At 72.0% G+C, this 24,091-nt stretch carries 25 protein-coding genes; 14 read left to right on the top strand and 11 right to left on the bottom strand.

Translation table 11 applies throughout. The annotated features are described in order from the left end of the window. Nucleotides 1–236: 236 nt before the first annotated feature. Genes SD460_RS11030 through SD460_RS11010 form a run of 5 tightly spaced genes read left to right on the top strand, consistent with a single transcriptional unit; the run spans nt 237 to nt 5,038 of the window. Nucleotides 237–1,076 carry an ABC transporter ATP-binding protein gene (locus SD460_RS11030; protein WP_290055167.1) on the top strand — a complete coding sequence of 280 codons (840 nt, stop codon included), beginning with the start codon at nt 237–239 and terminating at the stop codon, nt 1,074–1,076. Then, nucleotides 1,073–1,882 carry an ABC transporter permease gene (locus SD460_RS11025; RefSeq protein ID WP_290055164.1) on the top strand — a complete coding sequence of 270 codons (810 nt, stop codon included), beginning with the start codon at nt 1,073–1,075 and terminating at the stop codon, nt 1,880–1,882. Before SD460_RS11030 ends, SD460_RS11025 begins: the two co-directional genes overlap by 4 nt. Next, nucleotides 1,879–3,036, top strand: a complete 1,158-nt coding sequence (locus SD460_RS11020) for a sensor histidine kinase (protein WP_318306556.1) — start codon at nt 1,879–1,881, stop codon at nt 3,034–3,036. The genes SD460_RS11025 and SD460_RS11020 overlap by 4 nt, the downstream gene beginning before the upstream one ends. After that, the gene (locus SD460_RS11015; protein ID WP_290055161.1) at nt 3,033–3,653 is read left to right on the top strand and encodes a response regulator; all 621 of its coding nucleotides are present in this window, start codon (nt 3,033–3,035) and stop codon (nt 3,651–3,653) included. The genes SD460_RS11020 and SD460_RS11015 overlap by 4 nt, the downstream gene beginning before the upstream one ends. A 44-nt stretch (nt 3,654–3,697) precedes the next feature. Further along, entirely contained in the window at nt 3,698–5,038 is a 1,341-nt protein-coding gene (locus SD460_RS11010) for a serine hydrolase domain-containing protein (protein WP_290055159.1), read from the top strand. A 47-nt stretch (nt 5,039–5,085) separates the two neighbouring features. On the opposite strand, the gene SD460_RS11005 is transcribed toward SD460_RS11010, so the two are convergent. Next, the gene (locus SD460_RS11005; protein ID WP_290055156.1) at nt 5,086–5,403 is read right to left on the bottom strand and encodes a hypothetical protein; all 318 of its coding nucleotides are present in this window, start codon (nt 5,401–5,403) and stop codon (nt 5,086–5,088) included. A 16-nt stretch (nt 5,404–5,419) separates the two neighbouring features. Next, a complete protein-coding gene (locus SD460_RS11000) occupies nt 5,420–6,106 on the bottom strand; it encodes a hypothetical protein (protein ID WP_290055153.1) in 687 nt (228 codons plus the stop codon). 68 nt (nt 6,107–6,174) lie between these two features. Between SD460_RS11000 and serC the strand changes: the two genes are divergently transcribed. Beyond that, nucleotides 6,175–7,299 (top strand): phosphoserine transaminase, encoded by a 1,125-nt coding sequence (serC, locus tag SD460_RS10995; protein WP_290055149.1) that lies wholly within the window; start codon nt 6,175–6,177, stop codon nt 7,297–7,299. Here serC and SD460_RS10990 read toward each other — a convergent pair. From SD460_RS10990 to SD460_RS10965, 6 genes are all read right to left on the bottom strand, one after another. After that, nucleotides 7,292–8,512: a glycosyltransferase 87 family protein gene (locus SD460_RS10990; RefSeq protein ID WP_290055146.1), complete on the bottom strand. Its 1,221-nt coding sequence runs from the start codon at nt 8,510–8,512 to the stop codon at nt 7,292–7,294. The two genes, serC and SD460_RS10990, sit on opposite strands and share 8 nt — an antisense overlap. Nucleotides 8,513–8,560: 48 nt before the next feature. Then, a complete protein-coding gene (locus SD460_RS10985) occupies nt 8,561–10,078 on the bottom strand; it encodes an amidohydrolase family protein (RefSeq protein WP_318306555.1) in 1,518 nt (505 codons plus the stop codon). 660 nt (nt 10,079–10,738) lie between these two features. Then, the gene (locus SD460_RS10980) at nt 10,739–11,944 is read right to left on the bottom strand and encodes an ABC transporter permease (protein ID WP_318306124.1); all 1,206 of its coding nucleotides are present in this window, start codon (nt 11,942–11,944) and stop codon (nt 10,739–10,741) included. Then, nucleotides 11,941–12,627, bottom strand: coding sequence for an ABC transporter ATP-binding protein (locus tag SD460_RS10975; RefSeq protein WP_290055139.1), 687 nt, complete (start codon nt 12,625–12,627; stop codon nt 11,941–11,943). Before SD460_RS10975 ends, SD460_RS10980 begins: the two co-directional genes overlap by 4 nt. Beyond that, complete coding sequence (locus SD460_RS10970) at nt 12,624–13,718, bottom strand: peptidoglycan-binding protein (protein ID WP_290055136.1); 1,095 nt, start codon at nt 13,716–13,718, stop codon at nt 12,624–12,626. The genes SD460_RS10975 and SD460_RS10970 overlap by 4 nt, the downstream gene beginning before the upstream one ends. Further along, entirely contained in the window at nt 13,715–14,248 is a 534-nt protein-coding gene (locus tag SD460_RS10965) for a hypothetical protein (protein WP_290055134.1), read from the bottom strand. Before SD460_RS10965 ends, SD460_RS10970 begins: the two co-directional genes overlap by 4 nt. Nucleotides 14,249–14,363: 115 nt before the next feature. Between SD460_RS10965 and SD460_RS10960 the strand changes: the two genes are divergently transcribed. The 3 genes from SD460_RS10960 (at nt 14,364) to sepH (ending at nt 17,210) form a co-directional block, all read left to right on the top strand. Continuing rightward, on the top strand, nt 14,364–15,026 hold the full coding sequence (locus tag SD460_RS10960) for a response regulator transcription factor (protein WP_290055132.1): 663 nt from the start codon (nt 14,364–14,366) through the stop codon (nt 15,024–15,026). Further along, on the top strand, nt 15,023–16,174 hold the full coding sequence (locus SD460_RS10955; protein WP_290055129.1) for a sensor histidine kinase: 1,152 nt from the start codon (nt 15,023–15,025) through the stop codon (nt 16,172–16,174). The genes SD460_RS10960 and SD460_RS10955 overlap by 4 nt, the downstream gene beginning before the upstream one ends. 190 nt (nt 16,175–16,364) lie before the next feature. Further along, on the top strand, nt 16,365–17,210 hold the full coding sequence (sepH, locus tag SD460_RS10950; RefSeq protein ID WP_290055128.1) for a septation protein SepH: 846 nt from the start codon (nt 16,365–16,367) through the stop codon (nt 17,208–17,210). Between the two features lie 90 nt (nt 17,211–17,300). Here sepH and SD460_RS10945 read toward each other — a convergent pair whose 3' ends face one another. The 3 genes from SD460_RS10945 to SD460_RS10935 are packed head-to-tail and all read right to left on the bottom strand — an operon-like array spanning nt 17,301 to nt 19,115. Next, on the bottom strand, nt 17,301–17,657 hold the full coding sequence (locus SD460_RS10945) for an MmcQ/YjbR family DNA-binding protein (RefSeq protein ID WP_290059942.1): 357 nt from the start codon (nt 17,655–17,657) through the stop codon (nt 17,301–17,303). Further along, nucleotides 17,657–18,277, bottom strand: a complete 621-nt coding sequence (locus SD460_RS10940; RefSeq protein ID WP_290059943.1) for a DUF2537 domain-containing protein — start codon at nt 18,275–18,277, stop codon at nt 17,657–17,659. The genes SD460_RS10945 and SD460_RS10940 overlap by 1 nt, the downstream gene beginning before the upstream one ends. 31 nt (nt 18,278–18,308) lie before the next feature. Then, nucleotides 18,309–19,115, bottom strand: a complete 807-nt coding sequence (locus SD460_RS10935; RefSeq protein ID WP_290059944.1) for a TrmH family RNA methyltransferase — start codon at nt 19,113–19,115, stop codon at nt 18,309–18,311. Nucleotides 19,116–19,322: 207 nt separating this feature from the next. On the opposite strand from SD460_RS10935, the gene SD460_RS10930 reads away from it, so the two are divergent. From SD460_RS10930 to SD460_RS10910, 5 genes are all read left to right on the top strand, one after another. Beyond that, the gene (locus SD460_RS10930; protein ID WP_438860673.1) at nt 19,323–20,828 is read left to right on the top strand and encodes a glutamate-cysteine ligase family protein; all 1,506 of its coding nucleotides are present in this window, start codon (nt 19,323–19,325) and stop codon (nt 20,826–20,828) included. 51 nt (nt 20,829–20,879) lie between these two features. Next, complete coding sequence (locus tag SD460_RS10925) at nt 20,880–21,476, top strand: TetR/AcrR family transcriptional regulator (RefSeq protein WP_290059946.1); 597 nt, start codon at nt 20,880–20,882, stop codon at nt 21,474–21,476. 73 nt (nt 21,477–21,549) lie between these two features. Further along, nucleotides 21,550–22,212: a biliverdin-producing heme oxygenase gene (locus tag SD460_RS10920; protein WP_290059948.1), complete on the top strand. Its 663-nt coding sequence runs from the start codon at nt 21,550–21,552 to the stop codon at nt 22,210–22,212. Nucleotides 22,213–22,405: 193 nt separating this feature from the next. Next, nucleotides 22,406–23,029: a superoxide dismutase gene (locus SD460_RS10915; RefSeq protein WP_103355325.1), complete on the top strand. Its 624-nt coding sequence runs from the start codon at nt 22,406–22,408 to the stop codon at nt 23,027–23,029. A gap of 106 nt (nt 23,030–23,135) precedes the next feature. Then, on the top strand, nt 23,136–23,939 hold the full coding sequence (locus SD460_RS10910; RefSeq protein ID WP_290059950.1) for an arylamine N-acetyltransferase family protein: 804 nt from the start codon (nt 23,136–23,138) through the stop codon (nt 23,937–23,939). The last annotated feature ends 152 nt before the right edge of the window (nt 23,940–24,091 follow it).

Raw genomic sequence — 24,091 nt, 5'->3', positions numbered from 1 at the left:
CTTGTGAGACATTCTGTCATGTTAGACAACCTGTCAACAGCGCGTTCACCCGCGCGGCGGCTGGTGGCGGCCGGACGTTCATGCATTGAAGCCGTTTTTGCTTGTATGACAGCGTTTTCGTGGTTTCCCGTGGAACCAAGCAGCCGCGGCTGACGACCGTGTCCACCGAACGGTGGACAGCCGGATTCAGCTGAGCGTTGCTCACGATCAAGGGCACGGGGGGCCAGGCTGGAGCCATGACCACAGCAGTGAGCGTGCGCGGCCTGCGCAAGCAGTACCCCGGTCACCTGGCCGTGGCCGGGCTGGACCTGGACATCGCCCCGGGCGAGGTGTTCTCCCTGCTCGGCCCCAACGGCGCCGGGAAGACCACGACCGTCGAGATCCTGGAAGGCCACCGCCGGCGCACCGCCGGCGAGGTCTCCGTGCTCGGGGAGGACCCCGGCAAGGCCGGCCGCGCCTGGCGGTCGCGCATCGGCATCGTGCTGCAGACCGCCAACGACGCCGCCGAGCTGAGCGTCGCCGAGACCGTGCGGCACTTCGCGAAGTACTACCCCGACCCGCGCGACCCCGACGAGGTCATCGAGAAGGTCGGCCTCGCCGAAAAGGCCAAGGCACGGGTCAAGTCGCTCTCCGGCGGGCAACGCCGGCGCGTCGACGTCGCGCTCGGCATCATCGGCCGGCCCGAGCTGCTCTTCCTCGACGAGCCGACCACCGGCTTCGACCCCGAAGCGCGGCGGCAGTTCTGGAAGCTGATCAGCGATCTCGCCGCCGAGGGCACCACCATCCTGCTCACCACGCACTACCTCGACGAGGCCGAAGCGCTCGCCGACCGCGTCGCCGTGATCGCGCGCGGCGAGATCGTCGCGCAGGACACCCCGCAGAACCTGGGTGGCCGCGCCGCCGCCGAAGCCACCGTGCGGTGGACCGACGAACGCGGCGAGCACGTCGAGCGCACCGCGTACCCGACCAAGCTCGTCACCGAGCTCTCTGCTGGGGGTAGGGAGCTCGCGGGGCTGACGGTGACCCGGCCCAGCCTGGAGGACATCTACCTGGACCTGATCGGAGACAAGGCATGACCACGCTCGCCCTCCCCGGCCCGCTTTCCCTCGGGCTCGCCCGCGGCGGCACCGAGCTGCGGCAGTTCTTCCGGCACAAGGAACAGGTGGTCTTCACCTTCTCCCTGCCCGCGGTGCTGATGATCCTGCTCGGGTCCATCCTGGACGGTCCGACCGCACTCGACGGCGTCACCTCCGGCCAGCTGCTCGCGGCCGGGATGATCGGCTCCGGCATCGTCTCGACGTCGTTCAACAGCATCGCGACCGGCGTCTCGGCCGACCGGGAAACCGGGGCGCTCAAACGCCTTCGCGGCACGCCGATGCCGTCGTCGGCCTACTTCATCGGCAAGATGGTGCTGGTCGCCGTGTCCAGCCTGGCGCAGACCGTGCTGATGGCCGCGGTCGCCGTGGCGCTGTTCGGGCTGAAGCTGCCCACCGCGCCGGAGAAGTGGCTGACGCTGCTGTGGGTGTTCGCGCTGGGGATCGTGTCGTGCACGCTGCTCGGGATCGCGCTCAGCTCGCTCGCGAAGTCCACCACCGGCGCGGTCGCCGTCGTGCAGATGCTGTACCTGGTGCTGCAGTTCATCTCCGGGGTGTTCGTCACGCCGATCACGAACCTGCCGAAGATCATGGTTGACATCGCGTCGTTCTTCCCGCTGAAGTGGATCTGCCAGGGCTTCCGGTCGGTGTTCCTGCCGGACGGCGCGGTCGGAATGGAGATGGCTGGGTCATGGGAGCTCCCGCGGGTGGCGCTGGTGCTGGGGATCTGGTGCGTGGTGGGCGCGGTGCTGGCGCGGCTGACGTTCCGGTGGACCGACGCGAAGTGAAGGACGCCTGGGACCGGTTCAACTGGCTCTGGGAGATCCTCTTCGCGGTGGCGTACCTGGCCACGACCACGCTGGTGGTGCTGGACGAGAGCGATCCGGTGCGCACGGGCGTCGCGGTCGGGGCGCTCACCGCGCTCGCGCTGACCTACCTGCTGTGGGGCCGCGGGGTGGTCCGCGACGACGGCCACCTCCCGCAGCGGTGGACGCTCGCCGTCGTGGTCCTGGTGCTGGCCGGGGTCGCGATCTTCGCCAACACGACGGCCAGCTTCAGCCTGTTCATGGTGTGCCCGCTGCTGTTCTCGACGCTCGAGTTCCGCCCGGCCGCGGTGTTCACCACGGTGGCCATCCTGTTCAGCCCGGCGTCGGCGGTCGCCAACGACGGGCTGGCCGGGCCGACGCTGCACATCCTGCTGCCGATGACGGCGATCCTCATCGTCTTCGGAATCCTGTCGGGCAAGTTCATCCTGCACGTCATCGAGGAAAGCCGGGCGCGGGCGGACCTGATCGCCCAGCTGGAAGCGAGCCAGGCCGAAGTCGCCCGCCTGTCGCGGGAAGCGGGCACCGCGACCGAGCGCGAACGCCTCGCGCGGGAGATCCACGACACGCTCGCGCAGGGGTTCACCAGCATCGTCACCCTCGCACAGGCCATCGAGTCCGAAGTGGACGCCGACCCGGCCGCGGCGCGGCGGCACGCCGAACTGGCCGCCCGCACCGCGCGCGACAACCTCACCGAGGCCCGGGCGATGGTCGCCGCGCTGGCCCCGGCCGACCTCACGTCGGGCTCGCTCGTCGACGCCGTCCGGCGGCAGGCCGACCGGCTGGCGGACGAGACGGGCCTCGCCGTGCGGTACGAAGTGGACGGTGCACTGCCCGCGCTGCCCATGGCGGGCGAGGTCGTCCTGTTGCGGGGCGCGCAGGAGGCGCTGAACAACGTCCGGCGGCACGCGGCCGCGTCGGCGGTGTCGGTCACGCTGTCCGTTGTGGACGACGCCGTCCGGCTGTCCGTCCGCGACGACGGCGCCGGCTTCGACCCCGACCGCGCCGACGGGTTCGGGCTGCGGGGCATGCGGTCCCGCGCGGAGCAGGTCGGTGGCAGACTGAGCGTCCGGAGTGGCCCCAGCGGCACCGAACTCACCTTGGAGGTGCCCGCTTGATCCGCGTCATGCTGGTCGACGACCACCCCGTCGTCCGCGAAGGCCTCCGCGGCATGCTCGAAGCCGAGCCCGACCTCACCGTGGTCGGCGAAGCCGGCTCCGGCGACGAAGCCGTGGCGCTCGACCGGGTCGCCGAACCCGACGTCGTGCTGATGGACTTGCGGATGCCCGGCCTCGACGGCGTCGGCGCCACCAAGCGGATCCTGCGCGAGCGGCCCGCCCGCCGGGTGGTCGTGCTCACGACGTACGAAACGGACGCCGACATCCTGCGCGCGGTCGAGGCCGGCGCGTCCGGCTACCTGCTGAAGGACGCGTCCCGCGTGGAACTGGCGAACGCGATCCGCGCGGCGGCCCGCGGCGAGACGGTGCTGGCACCGTCGGTGGCGGGCAAGCTGGTGAACCGGGTCCGCAACCCGGAGCCGCAACCGCTTTCGGCGCGCGAGGTCGAGGTGCTGCGGCTGGTCGCCAAGGGCGGCACGAACGCCGACATCGGCCGCGCGCTGCACATCAGCGAAGCGACGGTGAAAACGCACCTCCTGCGGGTCTTCGGCAAGCTCGGCGTCTCCGACCGCACGGCCGCGGTCACCACGGCGATGTCCCGCAACCTGCTCGGCTGAACCCGGGACCTGCTTCCGCCGCCTCCGCGCGGCAGAATGCCCCCATGCTTGAGTCGACCGAACACGCCCTGCTCCGCCGGATCGCCCACGAGCAGGCCACCAGCCGGGCGCCGTCGCTGGTCGCCGCCGTGGTGCGGGACGGCGAGATCGCCTGGTCCGGCGGCCGGGGGCGCGTCGGGGACACGCGGCCCGGCACCGACACCCAGTACCGGCTGGGCTCGATCACCAAGACCCTGGTCGCCACCGCCGTCATGCGGCTGCGCGACGAAGGCCTCCTCGACCTCAACGACCCGCTCGAGAAGCACGTCCCCGGCACGCCGTTCGGCGCCGACACCGTGGCCCAGCTGCTCTCCCACACCTCCGGCCTGACGTCCGAATCGCCGGGCCTGTGGTGGGAGCGGACCCCGGGCGCCGACTGGGACGCGCTCGTCGGCAGCCTCGCCGAGGGCGCGACCAAGCACCGGCCGGGCGCGAAGTTCCACTACTCGAACGTCGGCTACGGCGTGCTCGGCGAGCTCGTCTCGCGCCACCGCGGCAAGGGCTGGCTCTCCGTGCTCGACGCCGAGGTCCTCGGCCCGCTCGGGATGACCCGCACGACCCCGCACCCGACCGGCGCGCACGCCGAGGGCTTCGCCGTGCACCCCTTCGCCGACGTCCTCCTGCCGGAGCCGAGCCCGGACGCGGGCGCGATGGCCCCCGCCGGGCAGCTGTGGTCCACGGCGAAGGACCTCGCCCGCTGGACGGCGTTCCTCGGCGGCCACGGCGGCGGCGTGCTGGCCCCGGAGACCATCGAGGAAATGCGGACCGTGGTCGCCGTCGACGACACCGACGTCTGGACGACCGGCTTCGGGCTCGGCCTGATGCTCGTCCGCTACGGCGGCCGCCGGCTGGCGGGGCACACCGGCTCGATGCCCGGCTTCCTCGCCGTGACGCTGGTCGACCCGGCCGCGCAGACCGGCGCGCTGGTGCTCGCGAACTCGACGTCCGGCGTCGGCATCACCCAGCTCTGCCTGGACCTCATCACGATGACCGACGAGCTGGAACCGCGCCTGGCCGCCGAGTGGGAGCCCACCGCCGTCGACCCGGAGCTGCTGGCGCTGACCGGCCTCTGGCACTGGGGCCCGACGCCGTACCACCTGCGCGTCCAGGGCGAGGGGCAGCTCCTGCTGGCGCCGGTCGAGGGCGCCGGGCGCAGCTCGCGCTTCCAGGCGACCGGGAAGGACACCTACGTCGGTCTCGACGGCTACTACTCCGGCGAGACGCTCGAAGTGGGCCGGAACGCCGACGGCGTCGCCACCCACCTCGACCTGGCGACGTTCGTCTTCACGCGCACGCCGTACGACCCGGCCGCCCCGGTGCCGGGCGGCGTCGAAAACTGGCGCTGAGGGGCCGGGCCCCGCTCACACCCCCAGGGCGGTGGTGAGCGGGGCCCTCAGGTCAGCGCGGCCGTGCCCGCCGCGTACGCGACGGCGGTGGCGAACCGGGTGCCGAGGCGCTTGCCCTCGCCCCAGTCGAACACCCCGAACTTCAGCGCGGTCTGGACGGTGATCGTCGAACCCTGCGCCGCCGGGGAGACCATCGCGGTGACGACCTGACCCCAGCTGAAGAAGGTCATCCCGGTGCGGCAGGTGACGTACCCGCGCTGGGCGTCGTAGAACGGGCCCTGCCCTCCGATCGCCGTCACCCCGGCGGGGAGCGCGTTCCACAGCACCTGGGGCGGCACCGGGAAGCTCTGCTGCACAGTCGTCATGACGGGCAAACTACCGTCACGCCGGCGCTCCGGTAACGGCGTTTTTACCCCCACCGCGGTGGACGCCGACCTCGCCGACGGCGTAACCGTCGCCGTCCGGAAGGCCGACGACGAGGTCGTCCGAAGGCCACCCGGCCACCCACAGCCGGCGCCGTCCGGCCAGCTCGGCGGCGACGTCGGGCGGGACCGCGGGCAGGTGGAACTTGATCCGCACGTCGCCGGGCAGCACGGCCCAGCCGTCGACCGGTTCGCCGGGCCGCACGTCGAACGCCGCGGCCGCGACCTGCGTCCAGCCGCCGCTCAGGCACCGCGCGATCTCCGCGAGGTCGGACCGCCAGCCCACCAGGCCGAGCACGACCAGCAGGCTCGGGACCGGCACGAGCCACGGCAGCCAGCCGCCGTCGAAGACAATGGCCGCCACTTCGGCGGCGACGGCGAGGGCGGCGACCGTCCAGAGCAGCGCAGTCCGGGCCCGGAGCCGCCACCGCACCCGTGAGCGGCGTCGCAGCCGGACGCGGCGGACGCGGTCCGGGCGGTCCTCGCCGGTCACCCACCACGGCAACCGGCGGACGAAGACCAGTGCGAGCGTCGCCGCGAAGCCGACGGGCAGGCCGATGGCGGTGGTGTCCGTCCACCCCTCGACGAGCAGGTGCACCGCGGCCACCACCGCGAACCAGGCGAAAAAGTACCAACGAGGCTTCATCGATTCCACATGTCGGACACCCGCCCACCTCTGTTAGCAGCCCGATCCCGACCTGAGAGACTGACCACATGACCGACGCTGAGTTGACCATCCCCGCAGACCTCAAGCCGGCCGACGGCCGCTTCGGCTGCGGACCGTCGAAGGTCCGCGCCGAGCAGCTGAGCGCACTGGCGGAGTCCGGCTCCACCTACCTCGGCACGTCGCACCGGCAGAAGCCGGTCAAGTCCCTCGTCGGGCGCGTGCGGGCGGGCCTGTCCGAGCTCTTCTCGCTGCCCGAGGGCTACGAAGTGATCCTCGGCAACGGCGGCACCACGGCGTTCTGGGACGCGGCCGCGTTCGGCCTGGTCCGCGAGCGCTCGCAGCACTTCACCTACGGCGAGTTCTCCTCGAAGTTCGCCAGTGTCACCAAGGGCGCGCCGTTCCTGGCCGACCCGATCGTCGTCAAGGCCGACGCGGGCAGCGCGCCCGAGATCGCTTACGAAGCCGGCGCCGACCTGGTCGGCTGGGCGCACAACGAGACGTCCACCGGTGTCGCGGTGCCGGTCCGCCGCCCCGAGGGCAGCGAGGGCGCGCTGGTCGCGATCGACGCCACCTCCGGCGCCGGCGGCCTCCCGGTCAAGGCCGAGGACTTCGACGTCTACTACTTCGCGCCGCAGAAGTCGTTCGCCGCGGACGGCGGGCTGTGGATCGCGCTGGCCTCCCCGGCCGCCGTCGAGCGGATCGGCGAGATCGGCGGGAGCGACCGCTGGATCCCCGAGTTCCTGTCGCTGACCACCGCGCTGGACAACTCCCGCAAGGACCAGACGTACAACACCCCGGCCGTGGCCACGCTGTTCCTGCTCGCCGAGCAGATCGAGTGGATGAACGGCCAGGGCGGCCTCGAGTGGACGACCGCGCGCACGAAGGACTCGTCGTCGCGGCTCTACGAGTGGGCCGAGAAGACGAGCTACACCACGCCGTTCGTCAAGGACGCGGACCTGCGCTCGCAGGTCGTCGGCACGGTCGACTTCAGCGACGACGTCGACGCCGCCGCGGTCGCGAAGGTGCTGCGCGCCAACGGGATCGTCGACACCGAGCCGTACCGCAAGCTGGGCCGCAACCAGCTGCGCGTCGGCCTGTTCCCGGCCATCGACCCGGACGACGTCACGAAGCTCACGCAGAGCATCGAGTACGTGGTCGAGCGGCTCAGCTGACCTGAGGCTCCTTCGAGGGGACTTCCGCCGCTTCCGCGGTGGGAGTCCCCTTTTTCGTGCGCAGGCGGCGGGCGCCGACGGCGGCGAGAACCAGCAGGACCAGCGCGAACAGCTCGTAGGACTCCGTCGCCAGCCACCAGCCGGGAGACGGCGCCGGGCGCGGCGCGAACCACATCGGGCCGACGATGAACAAGGCCAGTCCCGCGACGACGACCGCGGCCGCCACCCACCGGACCGCCCGGTCGAAGCGCCACGCGTACCACCCGGCGAGGACGAGGAGCGGCACGCACCACGTCCAGTGGTGGGTCCACGAGATCGGCGAAACCAGCAGCCCGCCGAGCGCACAGGCGGTGAGCCCGAGCACCGGCTCGGCGGCGCGCACGATGATCACCGCGACCAGGGCCATCACGGCCAGCGCGGCCAGCACCCACACGAACTCGGGCAGGCCGGCGCGCGTGATCAGGCCGTGCAGCGACTGGTTGCCGACGTAGTCGACGCCGCCGATGCGCCCCGCGTCGAAGACCAGCTTCGTCCAGTAGGTGAAGGACGCCGACGGCCGGACCAGCCACAGCAGTGCCCCGGCCGCGAGGAAGCCGACGACCACCCGCGCGGCCGACTTGAAGTCGCGGCGGACCAGGAAGTAGACGACGAAGACGGCGGGGGTCAGCTTGATCGCCGCGGCCACGCCGATCAGCAGCCCCTTCGTGCGCTTCCGGTCGCCGGAGAGCAGGACGTCGAGCACCACCAGCAGCATGAGGAGCGCGTTGATCTGCCCGAACCCCAGCGTCGAGCGCACCGGCTCCAGCAGGGCGCCGGCGAGCTGCGCGCCGATCGCGACCAGCGCGGCCACCGCCCGGCCGTTGACCTTCGAAGCGTCGGTGAGCGAGCCGTTGAGCGTCGCGACGTAGAGGTAGGCGACGACGCCGGTCGCGAGGATCGACGCGATGCTGACCAGCTTCATCGTCACCGCGAACGGCAGCAGCGTGCCGGGCAGGAACACCGCCGCGGCGAACGGCGTGTACGTGAACGGCAGCAGGATCTGGTGCGTGGTCGGCACCCAGGCGTCGTACGGCGAGCCCTGCTCGGCCAGCGCCTTGGCGCCGCCCAGGTAAACCTCCAGGTCGAGGCCGTCGAACCGCTTCAGGACCAGGACCAGCACGACCGCGGCGAGTTCGAGCGCCCCGAGCACCACCGCCAGTTTCCGCCCAGTCAACGCGTCCCCCTCGACCCAGGTCCTCGACCGGCCGAGATTACCGGGCGCTCAGCAGCAGCCGCGCACCGGCAAGCGCACTGACCTGGCATTCGCCGACGGCGGCCGGCTCGCCGCGGCTTCCGCGTCGGCGAGCATCCGGGCCCGCTTGGCCCGGTCGAGCACGCGGCCCGCGGTGACGACGGTGTCGATCCGCCGCACCGCGCGGATGTCGGCGAGCGGGTCGGCGTCCAGCAGCACCAGGTCGGCGGCCTTGCCCGCGGTGATCGTCCCGACGTCCGTCCGGCCGAGGAACGCGGCCGCGTCGCGGGTCACGGTCTGCAGTGCCCGCTTCGGGGTCAGCCCGGCCTCGACCAGGTACTCCAGCTCGTCGTGCAGGCTGAAGCCGGGGAAGACGTACGGGTTCTGGCAGTCGGTCCCGCCGAGGAGCCCGACACCGGCCCGGTACGCCTCCCCGGTGAGCCGCAGCTGCGCCTGGAAGTACTCCTCCTGCTGGGCGACCTGCTCCGGCGTGCCCGGCGTGAAGAGCGTGAGCCGGTCGGCCCAGTAGTCGCGGATGTCCTGGGAGACGTACTTGAGCCGCGGGTCGTGCGCGTAGGTGTCGGCGGGCTTCGAGATGACGCGGTTGACCGCGAACGTCGGGGTCAGCCAGGTGCCGAGCGCCTTGAGCCCGGCGAAGTGGCGCTCGGCCGTGCCCGGGTCGTAGGACTGGGCGGCCTGCCGGTCGAGTTCACGGGCGAGGTTGAAGAAGTCGCGCTTGGCCTTGGGGTCGAACGGCTTCGCGTCGAGCTGGGCGAGGAACTGGTCGCGGCGGCGCGAAGTCGCGATCGGCAGCCCGAAGGAGTGCTCGAAGCTGCGCTGCCCGTACCGGGCGGCCTCCAACTGCCCCATCCGGTAGGGCCAGTGCCCGGCGAAGGTGAGGCCGAGCCGGTCGCACTCGTCGGCGATCGCGGTGAAGCACTCGCGGGGCAGGTAGAAGTACACCTTGACGAAGTCCGAGCCCTGGGCCGCGGCGGTCCGGACCGCCGCGCGCGCCTCCTCGGCGTTCGCGACCTGGGTGATCGGCGGGCCGAGCAGGGACACCGGCCCGTCGATGATGGCGCTGGCCAGCGCGACCCGCGGGCCGAGCAGCTCGCCGCGGACGATCTTGTCGCGGGTGGCGCGGTTCTCGTCGTAGCCTTGCATTTCCCGGATGCCGGTGACGCCGTTGGCCAGGAACAGCGGCGGCCACAGCTCTTCCATCTCGATGCCGTGGGCGTGCATGTCCCAGAGACCGGGCACGAGGAAGCGGCCGCGGCCGTCGATCACCCGCGCGGTCCCGCACCGCGGCACCTCACCGGCCGGCCCGACCCAGGCGATCCGGTCCCCGACCAGCACGACGGCGGAGTTCGGCCGGGCGGGCCCGTCGGTACCGTCGACAACGGTCGCCCCGGTCACCACGACGACATCGGTCCCGGCCGCGGCGGCCTCCCGCGCGAACACCGCGGGCGCGATCCCGGCGGCGGCCAGCCCCGCGCCCGCCGTGGCCAGCCACCGCAGGAAGTCCCGCCGGTTCGCCTCGACTCGCACCAAGCCACCCACCCCTTCGATCACTACCCCGGTGCCCATTCAACGCGGGCGCGATCGAGCGGGAAATCTTCCAACGTGCTGAATCCGGGGCCGCCGTGTAACCCGGCACTTGGTCGCCGTGTCATGCCCCGGCAATGGGGTGGTGACCGGACCGCCCGGTCGCCGCGGGGTCGCGAATGACTCATTCGGGACCGCGGAGGCCGCGAATGACTCATTCGCGACCTCCGCGGCGGCCCGGCACCGCACCCCCCGAGCGCGAGCCGGGTGAGGCGGCGCCTGCGTGGGCGGCAGCCGAGCCGCCCGACGCCCTATGTGACCCGCAACCGTGCCGCCCGACGCCCTACGTGACCCGCAACCGTGCCGCCCGACGCCCTGCGTGACCCGCAACCGTGCCGCCCGACGCCCTGCGTGACCGGGAACCCGAGCCGCCCGGACCGCCGGACATGCACCCGCGACCGCCCCACCAACGCCGCAACCCCGACCCCGCCAGCCAGCGCCCGCGCCCCAGCGCAGTGAATGACTCATTCATGTCGTCAGACGACATGAATGAGTCATTCACTACATCCCGACACCCACCCAACCCGCCCGCGCCCCAGCGTCTTGAATGACTCATTCACGTCACCAGAAGTCCTGAATGAGTCATTCAAGACATTCGCCGAGTCAGGCCAGCGCCTGCGTGGGCGGCAACCGAGCCGCCCGGACCGCCGGGTAGGCACCCGCGACCGCCCCCACCAAGGCCGCGACCCCCACCCCACCGGCCAGCGCCCCGACCGGCAGGACCGCCGGCCACCCCTGGCTCAGCGCGTAGCCCGCCGTCACCAGCACCCCGGCCAGCACCCCCGCGAGCCCACCCAGCCCGGACAGCAGCACCGACTCGGCCAGGAACTGCCCGCGGACCTGCCGCTTCGTCGCACCCAACGCCCGCCGCAGGCCGATCTCGCGCCGCCGTTCCAGCACCGAGATCACCATCGTGTTCGCCACCCCGACGCCGCCGACGAGCAGCGCGACCCCGCCGAGGCCGAGGAACAGCGCGCTGTACGTGGTGTCCGTCAGCTTCTGCGCGGCCAGCGCGTCCGACGGGCGGCGCACCTCGACCTCGTTGGGCGCCTGCGGGTTCAGCGTCGCCGCCAGCACCGAGCGCACACTGTCCACTTGGGACTTTTCGGCGCGGACGTACACAGTGGACGGGTGGCCGTCGAAGCCGAGCAGCCGCTTCGCGACGTCCCAGCCGACCAGCGCCGAGCGCTCGATCTCCGGCGCGAGCGGCATCGGCGCCAGTATCCCGGCCACGGTGAACCACTGCGTCCCGATCAGCACCTGCGGCGGCCGCGCCGGGTCGAGGTGGTCGATGCCGAGCCGGGCCGCGGCCTGCGCGCCGAGCACCGCCACCGGGTAGTCCTGGTTGCCCGCCGCCAGGAACGCGCCCACGCGGACCTTGCCGCCCAGCACGGCCAGCAGGTCCGGCCGCGCCGCGTACACGGCGAGCCCGGAGGAGTCGTTCGGCGCGATCTTGTCGCTGCGCCGCACGTTCGCCGACGTCGTCCCGGTGCCGCTGACCGCCTGCACCGGGCCGATCCGCTTCGCCATCGGGACGGCGTCGTCCGGCAGGGTCGCGTTGTCCCCGAACAACGTCTGCCCCGGCCCGGCGGTGAGCAGGTTCGTGCCGAGCGCGGCCAGCCGGTCGTGCAGCGCCTGCGCGCCGGACGCCGGGATCGCCAGCACCGCGACCATCGCCGCGACGCCGATCGCGATGCCCAGCGCCGACAGCACCGCGCGCACCGGCCGCGTGCGCATGCCGTGCGCGCCGAGCGCGACGACGTCCGGTGGCTTGAGCCGGGCCGGTTCCGGCAGCGTCACGAGGCTCATCGCGCACCCACCAGTCCGGTGTCCAGCCGCAGCCGCCCGTCGAGCAGCTCGATCCGGCGCGGCATGCCGGCCGCGATCTCCCGGTCGTGGGTGATCACGACGATCGTGGTGCCCTCCGCCGACAGCTCCCCGAGCAGCGCCAGCACGGACGCGCCGGTGCCGGTGTCGAGGTTGCCGGTCGGCTCGTCGGCCAGCAGGATCGACGGCTCGTTGACCACCGCCCGCGCGATCGCGACGCGCTGGCGCTCCCCGCCGGACAGCTCGCCGGGCCGGTGCCACGCCCGGTGCCCCAGCTTGACGCGCTCGAGCGCGGCCAGCGCCCGGTCACGCCGCCGCCGTCGCGGCACCCCGGCGTAGAGCAGGCCGGTGCACACGTTGTCCACCGCACTCATCCCTTCGTCGAGGAAGAACTGCTGGAACACGAACCCGATCCAGCGCGACCGCAGCGCGGAGACCTTGCGGTCCGGCAGCGCGGCGACGTCGTGGCCGTGCAGCTCGATCCGCCCCGACGACGGCCGGTCGAGCGTGCCCATCAGGTGCAGCAGGGTCGACTTCCCGGAGCCGGACGGCCCGACGATCGCGACCATTTCGCCGTTCTCGAGCGAAAGCGAGACGCCGTCGAGCGCGGCGACCCCGCCGGGGTAGGTGCGCGTGGCCTCGTGCACGCGCAGCACGGGCGTCACGACGTCGTCACCACCCGCATGCCCGCGGTCAGGCCGTCGCCGGTGACCTCGACCTTGCCGCCGCTGAACAGTCCCGTCCGGACGGCCACGAGCCGGCGCGTGCCGTTCTCGTCGACCTCGACCGCGTACCCGCCTTCGGCGAGCGCGACCAGCGCGCCGACCGGGACCGCCAGCACGCCCTGGTGGACGTCCTTGGTGAACCGGACGCTCGCCGGCGACGAGTCGAGGGTGCCGCCCGCGGCCGGGTCGTCGAGCCGGACGGTGACGGTGATCGTGGGCTTGCCGTCGTTGTTGCCCGCCGCGTCCTTGCCCTCGACGGCGGAGCGGCCGACGTCGGTGATCGTGCCCGGCGTCGTCTTGCCGTTGATCGTCACGGCCGCCTTCGCGCCCTGCCGGGCGAGGTCCTGCTTGGCCGCCTCCAGCTTCACCTGCACCGACCGGACGGTCCCGGTCGTCTTGAGCACCTCGCCCTGCGCCGGCGAACCGGGCTTGGCGGCCAGCGACGACACCCGGACCTCGCCCGCCGCGAGCACGACGTCGCCCTGGCCGAACGCGCCGGTCTGCTCCAGACCCAGGGACTTCTGCCACTTCTTCAGCGCGGCCGCCGTCGCCGCCGTGAACTTCTTGTCCGGCGTGCCGAACCCGCCGAAGCCGCACGCCTTGAGGTTTTCCTCCAGCTGCTTGACGTCCGCGCCGTCGTCCGCGCCGGTGGCGAGGTCGCGGTAGAACGGGAGCGTGCCGTAGAACAGCGGCACCGGCTTCGCGTCCACCCCGTACACCGCCTGGCACCGGGTGATCTTGGCGCCGGCCGCGGGCAGTGACGTGATGGTGCCGGGCTTGCGGCCCTGGACGGTCTCCTCGTCGCCGTAGCCGAGAGTGCCGTCGGCCTCCTCGTCCTCGCTGAGGTCGGTCTTGACGACCTCGGCGGTCTCGACCGGCGGCGGCGCGGCCTCCTTGACCGGCGTCGCGCTCGACACCCGCGTCAGGATCACGACGGAGCCGGTGCCCAGCACCACGACGAGGACCGCGGCCGCGACGAACCAGCGGGTCCGGCCGCGACGGCGCGGCTTGAGTTCGGTCACGTGGGTCATTGCGCCGGCGCCGCCTTCACGCTCATGCCGAGGCCGCACGCCTTCGCGGCTTCTTCGAACTTCTTGGGGTCGTCACCAAGCCCGCCGATCCGTCCCGTCCCCTTGCCGCTCGGGTCGGGGTCGGGCATGTCGATGCCGTGGTCGCGCATGCACTTGGCGCTCTTGCGCATCTTGTCGAGCTCCTCGGCGCTCGGCGGCTTCATCTCGCCGCCGTTGGGCATGAGGTGACGGCACGCCTTCGACGCGTCTTCGATCTTGGACTTGTCGGCGCCGTCCCCGCCCAGGGTGATGGCCATGCCGCCGCCGTCGGGCTTGGGGTCGGGCATGTCGACGCCGTGCTCGCGCATGCACTTGGCGAACTCGCGCATCTTGTCTTCGTCGCTCTTGCCGCTGTTGTCGGCGGCCGTGGGCCCGCCCGACTTCGGCGGCGTCGAGATCGAAGCCACCTTCGACCCGTCGTCCGCCTGGCCGCCGCAGCCCGCGAGCAGCAGTGCCGCCCCGATCGCCGCGGCGGCGATCCGTGTCCGCATCGGCTCGCTCCTTCCGTTGTCGCCTCGGGTGACAGGTCTACGGATCGGGGGATTCGGGCGCGCTAAGCGACGTCGCTTATGCGGTCCTTATGGCCTCCCTGCGCAGACTGGGCCGGTGCGGGTGCTGGTGGTGGAGGACGAGCGGTTGCTGGCCGACTCGGTCGCGGAGGGGCTTCGGCGGTTTTCGATGGCCGTCGACGTCTGCTACGACGGCGCGCAGGCCCTGGAGCGGGTCGGCGTGCACGGCTACGACGTCGTCGTGCTGGACCGCGACCTGCCGGAGGTGCACGGCGACGACGTCTGCGCCGCGGTGGTCCGGGCCGGCGGCGAGGCGCGGGTGCTGATGCTGACCGCGGCCGCCGACGTCACCGACCGGGTGGCCGGGCTCGGCCTCGGCGCCGACGACTACCTGACGAAGCCGTTCGCGTTCGCCGAGCTGGTCGCCCGCGTCCAGGCGCTGTCGCGGCGCGCGCGGCCGGCGCTGCCGCCGGTGCTGGAACGCGACGGCGTCGTCCTCGACCTGCCGCGCCACCAGGCCGCCCGCGACGGCCGGTTCCTGCTGCTCTCGCCGAAGGAGTTCGCCGTGCTCGAGGTGCTCATGCGGGCGGAAGGCGCGGTGGTCAGCGCCGAGGAGCTGCTCGACAAGGCGTGGGACGAGCACGCCGACCCGTTCACGAACGCGGTCCGCGTCGCGGTGATGACGTTGCGGCGCAAGCTCGGCGACCCGCCGGTGATCGAAACCGTCCCCGGCGCCGGCTACCGGTTCGGCACCCCGTGAACGGCCTTTCGGTCCGGACGAAGCTCACCGCCTGGTACGGCGGGCTGTTCCTGCTCGCCGGGCTGGTCCTGGTCGTCATCAACTACCTGCTGGTGCAGAGCACGCTGCCGGACCCGGCCCGGGTCGCGTCGACGACGATCGGCTCGGCGGGCCTGACCTACGGCATCCCGGCGCAGACGGCCCTGCCGTCGTCCGGCGTGGCCGTCCGGCTGCTCAGCGGCTCGCTCGAGGACTACCGCTCCTCGACGCTGTCGACACTGCTGGTCGGCTCGGGGATCGCGCTGGTGGCGACGGCCGGGCTGGCGGTGCTGTTCGGCTGGCTGATGGCCGGCCGCGCGCTGCGGCCCCTGCACGACATCACCTCGACGGCCCGGCGGCTGGAGGCCGGCAAGCTCGACCGCCGCATCAACCTCGACGGCCCGCCCGACGAGCTGAAGGAGCTGGCGGACACGTTCGACGGCATGCTCGACCGGCTCGCGGAGTCGTTCGACAGCCAGAAGCGGTTCGTCGCGAACGCGTCGCACGAACTGCGGACACCGCTGGCCGTGCAACGAACGCTGATCGAAGTGGCGATGGCCGACCCCGAAGTGACGCCGGAGCTGCGGAAGCTCGGGACGCACCTGCTGCACACGAACGAGCGAAGCGAACGGATGATCGAAGGCCTGCTGGTCCTCGCGCGCAGTGACCGCGGCCTGCACGCCCGCACCCCGGTCCGGCTGGACGCGGTGGTCGCCTCGGTGGTCCGGGCGACAGCGGCGCAGGCGACGGCGGCGGGGGTGGCGGTGGAGACGCGGCTTCGCCCCCGGGTGGTGGCGGGCGACCCCGTGCTGCTGGAGCGGCTGGTGACGAACCTGGTGGTCAACGCGCTCACGTACAACGCTTCGGGCGGCTGGGTGTACGTCGAGGTCCGCGAGGACCCGGCGCTGGAGGTCCGCAACTCGGGCCCGGTGGTGCCGCCCGATGCGGTGCCGGCGTTGTTCGAACCGTTCCGCCGGGTGAGCGGCGCGGAGCGCACCGGCGACACGCGCAACGCGGGGCTGGGGTTGTCGATCGTGCGGTCGGTGGCGCAGGCGCACGGGGGCTACGCGGAGGCCCAGCCGGGGCGGCGCGGCGGTCTCACGGTGACGGTCCGGCTACCGCCTTCTTGATCCACTCGATCGTGACTGACCGTGTCCGGCGTGTCACCCAGCAGCCGCTGACCTGGGTGACCCATGATGCGAACGTCGCCAAATGAACAGTGGGCAGTTCGGCACGGACTCGGCGCGCCTCGCGCGTCAAGTCGACGCGCCGTTCTAACGTGGGCACCCACAACGGTGAAGAAGATCGGGGAGGCGAGAAATGCGGGCGCTGCGAGTGGTCGGGCTGCACGAGGACGGCAAGTCCATCGTGCTCGAAGACCCGGCGAGCCGCACTCGCTTCCTGCTCCCGGCTGATGAGCGACTGCGTGCGGCGGCGCGGGGGGACATCACCCGCCTCGGCCAGATCGAAATCGAGTTGGAGAGCCAGATGCGGCCACGCGAGATCCAGGCGCGAATCCGCGCCGGTGAGTCAGTCGAGCAGGTCGCGAGCGGCGCCGGCATTTCGGTGCAGCGCGTCGAACGCTTCGCCTACCCCGTTCTGCTGGAGCGTTCGCGCACCGCCGAACTCGCGCAGAGCGCCCACCCGGTCCGCGAAGACGGCCCCGACGTGCAGACGCTCGGCGAGGTCGTCGCGTACGGCTTCGGCGTCCGCGGGCACGACTACTCGCAGGCCACCTGGGACTCGTGGAAGGGCGACGACGGCCGCTGGGTCGTCGTGCTCCGGTGGAAGGCCGGCCGGTCGGACAACCGCGCGCACTGGGCGTTTTCCCCCGGCGCGCACGGCGGCACGGTGACGGCGCTCGACGAGAACGCCGAAGTCCTCCTGGACCCGAACGCGTACCGCCCGCCCCGGACGGTCCGCGCCCTGGACCCGGCCCGCGAAACGGAGTTCCAGCCGACGCTGGATTCGGTCGCGCCGGAACGCGCCGAGCTGCCGTCGGCCGAGCCCGACCCGGACGACGACACCCGCGAGATCCCGCGCGTCCCGGCGGACCCGGAAGAGGAAACGGCGACCGACCAGCCACGGCCGAAGGCCAAGAAGAACCACCCGATCGTGCCGTCCTGGGAGGACGTGCTCCTCGGGGTCCGCTCGCAGCGCGGTTAAGTCCAAGCGCCCCAATGTGGCGTTCGGTGCGTCTGACGCACCGAACGCCACATTGGGTGCGCTGGACGCACCCAATGCCACATTGGGGCGCTAGTCCACCCGCGCAGCGAGCGTCTTCGGCGCCACCTGCCGGTAGGCCTCGCGCACGATCCGGTCGACCTCGGCCCAGTCGACGTCGACGTCCAGCCGCACGCCCACCCACCCGCGGTGCCCGACGTACGCCGGCCGGAAGAAGCGCTCGGGCTCCCCGCGCACCAGCTCTTCCTGCACGCCGGGCGGCGCCGGGCACCAGAAGGCGAGCCTGCCGTCGCCGTGGTGGTCGTCGTGGAACATGACGAAGGTCTTCTTGCCGCGCACGAACCACGCCGGTGACCCGTGGCTGAGCCGCTCGGTCGCTTCGGGCAGCGCCAGGCACAGCTCCCGCAGCGCCTCGAGCGGCTCGCCCATCACGCGCCGCCGAAAGCGATCACCAGCACGCCGATCCACGCGAGCACCACTCCGCCCGCGGCGCCGTACGCGGCCCACCGCAGGATCGGCGTGCGCCGCACCAGCCACAGCGACGGCGTGATCCCGGCCGTCACCACGACCGACGCCACCAGCGCCAGCCACCCGCTGGTCTCCCTGGCCAGTGTCGAAGCCAGCGCCAGCATCGCGACGACGACCACGGCCGCGATGAACGCCGACACCGTCAGGCCGGTCGGCCACGGGGTCGGTTCGCCGGGCGGGCCGGGCGGGCCCAGCACGGTCCGGACGAACTTGTGCCCGGGTTCGGGCTCCCGCGGTGGCGGCTCGACGACCGTGTCGGCGCCGGTCACCGGGTCCACGAACCGGACGGTCGTGCCCATCACCGAGGCGAGCCGCCCGGCCAGCTGGCGGCCGCGCTGCGAGACGACCGCTCCCGCCTCCGCCCCGGATTCGGCCGAGACGGCGGCCGCGACGCGTGCCCACTCGTGCAGGGCCTGCGCCAGGTCGGCGCCGATCGCGAGCTTGTGCGGGTCCACCTCGCGCGCGTGCTCCCCGCCGGGACCGGCCAGCACGGCGCGCTCGCCGCGGATCCGCAGCTCCATGGTGTCCTTTCGCCCAGACCAGGGGATCACCTTAGCCACCCGGGGCCAATTCGTAGAAGGCCACGGCGGCAGCGGTCGCGATGTTCAGTGAATCGACTCCGGCCGGCATGGGTATACGCACCGCGTGATCCGCCGCCGCCAGTGCCGCTTCGGTCAGCCCGGGACCTTCGGCGCCGAAGAGCAGTGCCACCCGCCCAGGCGCGTGCGCGCGCAGTTCGCGCAGGGGGATCGAGCCCGGTCGCGGGGTGAACGCCGCGACGGCGAACCCGCGCGCCCGCAGGTCGTCGAGCCCGCCCGGCCAGTCCGCGAGGGGCGCGAACGGCACGCGCAGCACGTGTCCCATCGACACGCGCACGCTGCGCCGGTAGAGCGGGTCGGAACAACCGGGGCCGAGCAGCACCCCGCCGACGCCCAGCGCGGCCGCGTTGCGGAAGAGCGCGCCGAGGTTTTCGTGGTCACCGACGCCTTCCAGCACGGCGATCGTGCCGGCGCCGTCCACGACTTCGGAAACCGTGAGCGGCACCGGCCGGTCGGCGACGGCGAGGATCCCGCGGTTCAGGTGGAACCCGACCACGTCGGCCATCGTTTCGGCGGACGCGACGTACTGGGGCGCCTCGACGCCCTCGAGCTCGGCCCCCAGCTCGGCGAACCGCCGCTCGACGCCGAGCAACGCCCGTACCGGGTACCGGGACGCGAGCAGCCGGGACACCACGACGGTGCCCTCGGCGATGACGAACCCGCGGCCGCCAGGCCGGTCCGGGCGCCGGTCCGCTGTGGACAGCTCGCGGAAATCGTCGACCCGCGGGTCGTCCCGATCATCGATGTGGATCACGCCCATCCGCCCAGTGTGTCACCCGCTTGCCGGGCGCCGGACTGCTCCGATCGTCCATCCGCCGGTGGTACGAACGGGGCCATTTTGCTTTCGGTTAACCGGTCGTGACGGAGAGCACCAGTTTGGCCGCTAGCACGGGTGCATCGCCTGTGTAACGGTTGTCCGCCAGGACTTGAAACACGTCCTAGTTCCACGCCGACGCACGAAGCAGGGATGGTCATGGGGATGGACCTCGCGGCTCAATCGTTCAACACGCTGGACCGCGGGCGGTACCGCCGCAAGGTGCAGCGCTGTCTGGACACGTTGGCCCGCATGCTCACCGACGGCAGTTTTTCGTTCCCCCGCAAGAACATCGGCCTCGAAGTCGAGCTGAACCTGGTCGACCGCGAGCTGCGCCCGTCGATGACGAACACCGCCGTGCTGGAGGCGCTGGACGACCCGTCGTTCACCACCGAGCTCGGCCAGCAGAACATCGAGCTGAACGTGCCGCCGCGGCCGCTGGCCGGCGATTCGGCCCTGCAGCTCGAAGACGACCTGCGCGCGTACCTCGCCACCGCCGCGTCGAAAGCCCGCGACACCGGGTCGGCGCTGGCCATGATCGGCATCCTGCCGACGTTGAAGCACGAGCACTTCGACCAGAAGTGGCTCACCAACAAAGCCCGCTACGCGATGCTGAACGACCAGATCTTCGCCGCGCGCGGTGAGCGCACGGTGCTCGCGATGGAAGGCGCGCCGCTGCCGGGGCAGCAGCCGGAACGGTTGCGCAGCTACGCCGAATCCATCCTGCCCGAGGCCGCGTGCACCAGCGTGCAGCTGCACCTCCAGGTCGCGCCGGAGGAGTTCGCCGCGCACTGGAACGCGGCGCAGTGCCTGGCCGGGCCGCAGATCGCGCTGGCGTCGAACTCGCCGTTCCTGCTGGGCAAGGCGCTGTGGCACGAGACGCGCATCCCGCTGTTCCTGCAGGCGACCGACACCCGGCCGGAAGAGCTGAAGAACCAGGGCGTGCGGCCCCGCGTGTGGTTCGGCGAGCGCTGGATCACGTCGATCTTCGACCTGTTCGAGGAAAACGTCCGCTACTTCCCCGGCCTGCTGCCGGAAACCGACGCCGAGGACCCGATCGAAGCGCTCGACGCCGGCCAGGCGCCGAAGCTCACCGAGCTGCGCATGCACAACGGCACGATCTGGCGCTGGAACCGCCCGGTCTACGACGTCGTCGACGGCCTGCCGCACCTGCGGATCGAGAACCGGGTGCTGCCCGCCGGGCCGACCGTCGTCGACACCGTGGCGAACGCGGCGTTCTTCTACGGCGCCCAGCGCGCGCTCGCCGAGGCGGAACGCCCGGTGTGGAGCCAGATGTCCTTCCAGGCGGCGGAGGAAAACCTCTACGCGGGCGCGCGCCGCGGGTTCGACGCGCAGCTGTACTGGCCGGGCATCGGCTGGATCCCGCCGGACGAACTGGCGCTGCGCGTGCTGCTGCCGCTCGCCCACGAGGGGCTGCGCCGCTCCGACGTCTCCGACGAAGCCCGCGAGCGCTACCTCGGGATCATCGAACGCCGCTGCCTCGCGCGGCGGACCGGGGCGACCTGGCAGCGCGACTACGTCCGGCAGGCGCAGGAACGCGGGCTCGACCGGGAGGCCGCGCTCAGCCTGATGCTGGGGCGCTACCTGGAGCTGTCGGAGGCCGGCGAGCCGGTGCACACCTGGCCGGTCGCCGACTGACCAAGGCGGAGCTTTCACGTGAAAGCTCCGCCTTCCCGCTAGCCTGGGCGGATGCCGAAGATTCTCGGTGAGTCGCTGGAAGCGCACCGGCGCGAGGTGCGGACGCGGGTGTTCGACGTCCTGCGCGCGCAGCTCTACGAGCGCGGCTTCGACGCGATCACGCTCGCCGGGGTGGCCGCCGCGGCCGGGGTGGGCCGGACCGCGCTGTACAACCACTTCCCCGACAAGGAAAGCCTGCTGGTCGCCTTCGTCGAGGACGAGGCCGCCCGGTACGTCACGCGGCTGACCGAAGCCGTCGAGGCCCGGGCCGACCCGGCCGACCAGCTGGCCACGTTCGTCCGGCTGCAGCTGCGGGTGCTGGCGGAGTACCACATGCCGCCGGGCACCGCGCTCGCGTCGGCGCTGGCCCCCGCGGCGTACCGCCGGATCAGCGCGCACGCCGACCCGATCACCGACCGGCTGCGCGCCATCCTCGCCGGCGGCGTCGACCTGGGGCGCTGGCCCGCCGAGGACCCGGACGTGCTGATCCCGATGATCACCGCGGCGCTGGGCAACCGGACCCTGGTCGACGGGCCGCCCGAGCAGCTGGAAGACGTCATCGAAGCCTCGGTCCGGTTCGTGCTCCGGGCGGTCGGCGCCTCGATTTAGGGTAGCCTAAGCCGGGATTGTGCCCTACGATCTTTCTGACAGCGTGTCAGATCGATCGCCGGGAGGCCTGCCCATGTCGGTGACCACGGACGCCCGCCCGTTCTCGGCGACGCTGCGCGCGTCGACGCTCGAGGTCCACGAGAAGGCGAACTACTCGACGTACATGCGCGCCCTGCTCGGCGGCGAGCTCTCCCAGGAGGGCTACACGCAGCTGGCGATCCAGTACTACTTCATCTACGGCGCCATCGAGGCGGCCAGCGACGCGATGGCCGGTCACCCGGTCGGGGGCGAGTTCGTCTTCGACGAGCTCCGGCGGCTGCCCAACCTCGAACGCGACCTGGCCCACCTGGCCGGCCCGGACTGGCGCACGACGATCTCGCCGCTCGCGTCGACCCAGGCGTACGTCGATCGGGTGCGCGAAGCGTCTTCGTGGGCGGGCGGCTACGTGGCCCACCACTACACGCGCTACCTCGGCGACATCGCGGGCGGCCAGGCCATCCGCCGCCTGCTGGAGCGCCAGTACGACGTCGCCGAGGCGGGTGCGCTGTTCTACCACTTCGACGAGATCGGCAGCGCGCCCCGCTTCCGCGACCAGTACCGCGCAAAGCTCGACAACGCGCCGTGGGACGAAGCCGAGCGCGCCCGCGTGATCGACGAGACGCTGGTGGCGTTCGAGTGCAACGTCGCCGTCTTCGACGAGCTGGCCCAGCGGCTGGACGAGTACCGCACCGCATGATCGTCCTCACAGCTCGTTGACCTCCAGTTAGGTCCAGGTAGCAGGCTCGGTTTCGGGTGGCGGACCCCCGGGTACGCCATTCACGAGCCGGTCATCCCACGCGGTGACCACGACGCGCCCCCGCTCGCCGCGGGGAGGCGTGTGCTACTAGGTTCGATACCGGAATCTTGTGTCGAAGACAGAAGGAGGGCCAATGGCCCGCTACGAGCTCCCCGATCTCGACTACGACTACAGCGCCCTGGCGCCCCACATCTCCGGCGAGATCAACGAGCTGCACCACAGCAAGCACCACGCGACCTACGTCAAGGGCGCGAACGACACGCTCGACAAGATCGCGGAAGCGCGCGACGCCGGCGACTTCGGCTCGATCGTCGGCCTGGAGACCACGCTGGCCTTCAACCTGGCCGGCCACGCCAACCACGTCGTGTGGTGGAAGATCCTGTCGCCGGAAGGCGGCGACAAGCCGACCGGCGAGCTGGCCGCGGCGATCGACGAGGCGTTCGGCTCCTTCGACAAGTTCAAGGCGCAGTTCACCGCCGTCTCGACCACGATCCAGGGCAACGGCTGGGGCGCGCTCTCCTGGGACCCGATCGGCAAGACGCTGATCACCCAGCAGCTGCGCGACCACCACAACAACCTGATCCTGCCGACCGTGCCGATCCTGCTGGTCGACGTCTGGGAGCACGCGTTCTACCTGGACTACAAGAACGTGAAGCCGGACTACGTCAAGGCCCTCTGGAACATCTTCAACTGGGCGGAGATCTCCAAGCGCTTCGACAACGCCGTCGCCGGCGGCAACGGCCTGCTGCTCGGCTGAGCGCTTTCGCCGTCAACGGGGTCCTCCTGCACGGGAGGGCCCCGTTTTTCGTCGCCGGGTGAAATCGCTTGACCTCGAGCGCGGTCGAGGTGTTTGGCTGGACACCATGGACGTCGACGCGTATCTGGACCGGCTGGGGGTGCGGCGCCCCGCCGCGGCCGACCTCGCGACCCTGCGCCACCTGCAGGAGCGCCACCTGGCCGCGGTCCCGTTCGAAAACCTGAGCATCCACCTCGGCGAGCCCGTCGAACTGACCGGAGAAGCGCTGTTCGCGAAGATCGTGCGCCGGCGCCGCGGCGGGTTCTGCTACGAACTCAACGGGCTCTTCGCGGCCCTGCTGCGCGAGCTCGGTTACGCCGCGACCTTGCACGCCGCGCAGGTCTTCCGCCCCGACGGCACCCTCGGCCCGCCGCTGGACCACGCGGCGATCGTCGTCGAACTCGACGAGCCGTGGCTGGTGGACGTCGGTTTCGGCCGCTTCGCGCGGCACCCGCTGCGCCTGTCCGGCGTGGACGCCCAGCGCGACCCGGACGGCGAGTTCCTCCTGCTGGACACCCCTGACGGCGACGTCGACGTGCTGCTGGACGGCAAGCCGCAGTACCGGCTGGAGCGCCGCGCACGCCCGCTGGGCGACTTCGTCCCGATGGCGTGGTGGCAGTCGACGTCCCCCGAGTCGCACTTCACGCGCTCGCTGACCTGCTCCCGCCCGACGTCGCAGGGCCGCGTGACACTGTCGGGCGACAAGCTGATCGAGACGGTCGACGGCGTCCGGAACGAGGTCGTGCTGCCGACCGAAGCCGCGATCCGGGCGGCTTACCGCGTCTACTTCGGTCTCCCGCTGACGCGCCTGCCGACCCCACCGGGTGGGAGTCCCTTGACGCGCGGCGCACTCAGCCCGACACTGCCGTGACGTGAACGAAGCCCCGGCCTGGGGTTCCCAGGGCCGGGGCTCCGTCCGTTCCCGAACTGACTGCCGCTCCCACCACGAAGCGGACATGCATGAGGTTAGCCTAACCTCACCTCTCGGGCAATAGCCGCTTCACGGAGACGCACATCTCACTC

It is taken from the genome of Amycolatopsis solani (assembly GCF_033441515.1).
GTDB classification, from domain to species: Bacteria; Actinomycetota; Actinomycetes; order Mycobacteriales; family Pseudonocardiaceae; genus Amycolatopsis; species Amycolatopsis solani.
Note: the sequence above shows the minus strand (reverse complement) of the source record. Positions and strands in the feature narration are given on the sequence as shown.

Excerpts from the sequence above, each read along its gene's own strand:
- SD460_RS11030 (WP_290055167.1), top strand. The coding sequence starts at position 237 with ATGACCACAGCAGTGAGCGTGCGCGGCCTGCGCAAGCAGTACCCCGGT.
- SD460_RS11025 (WP_290055164.1), top strand. The coding sequence starts at position 1,073 with ATGACCACGCTCGCCCTCCCCGGCCCGCTTTCCCTCGGGCTCGCCCGC.
- SD460_RS11010 (WP_290055159.1), top strand. The coding sequence starts at position 3,698 with ATGCTTGAGTCGACCGAACACGCCCTGCTCCGCCGGATCGCCCACGAG.
- SD460_RS11005 (WP_290055156.1), bottom strand. The coding sequence starts at position 5,403 with ATGACGACTGTGCAGCAGAGCTTCCCGGTGCCGCCCCAGGTGCTGTGG.
- SD460_RS11000 (WP_290055153.1), bottom strand. The coding sequence starts at position 6,106 with ATGAAGCCTCGTTGGTACTTTTTCGCCTGGTTCGCGGTGGTGGCCGCG.
- serC (WP_290055149.1), top strand. The coding sequence starts at position 6,175 with ATGACCGACGCTGAGTTGACCATCCCCGCAGACCTCAAGCCGGCCGAC.
- SD460_RS10980 (WP_318306124.1), bottom strand. The coding sequence starts at position 11,944 with ATGAGCCTCGTGACGCTGCCGGAACCGGCCCGGCTCAAGCCACCGGAC.
- SD460_RS10970 (WP_290055136.1), bottom strand. The coding sequence starts at position 13,718 with ATGACCCACGTGACCGAACTCAAGCCGCGCCGTCGCGGCCGGACCCGC.
- SD460_RS10965 (WP_290055134.1), bottom strand. The coding sequence starts at position 14,248 with ATGCGGACACGGATCGCCGCCGCGGCGATCGGGGCGGCACTGCTGCTC.
- sepH (WP_290055128.1), top strand. The coding sequence starts at position 16,365 with ATGCGGGCGCTGCGAGTGGTCGGGCTGCACGAGGACGGCAAGTCCATC.
- SD460_RS10945 (WP_290059942.1), bottom strand. The coding sequence starts at position 17,657 with ATGGGCGAGCCGCTCGAGGCGCTGCGGGAGCTGTGCCTGGCGCTGCCC.
- SD460_RS10940 (WP_290059943.1), bottom strand. The coding sequence starts at position 18,277 with ATGGAGCTGCGGATCCGCGGCGAGCGCGCCGTGCTGGCCGGTCCCGGC.
- SD460_RS10935 (WP_290059944.1), bottom strand. The coding sequence starts at position 19,115 with ATGGGCGTGATCCACATCGATGATCGGGACGACCCGCGGGTCGACGAT.
- SD460_RS10930 (WP_438860673.1), top strand. The coding sequence starts at position 19,323 with ATGGTCATGGGGATGGACCTCGCGGCTCAATCGTTCAACACGCTGGAC.
- SD460_RS10925 (WP_290059946.1), top strand. The coding sequence starts at position 20,880 with ATGCCGAAGATTCTCGGTGAGTCGCTGGAAGCGCACCGGCGCGAGGTG.
- SD460_RS10920 (WP_290059948.1), top strand. The coding sequence starts at position 21,550 with ATGTCGGTGACCACGGACGCCCGCCCGTTCTCGGCGACGCTGCGCGCG.
- SD460_RS10915 (WP_103355325.1), top strand. The coding sequence starts at position 22,406 with ATGGCCCGCTACGAGCTCCCCGATCTCGACTACGACTACAGCGCCCTG.
- SD460_RS10910 (WP_290059950.1), top strand. The coding sequence starts at position 23,136 with ATGGACGTCGACGCGTATCTGGACCGGCTGGGGGTGCGGCGCCCCGCC.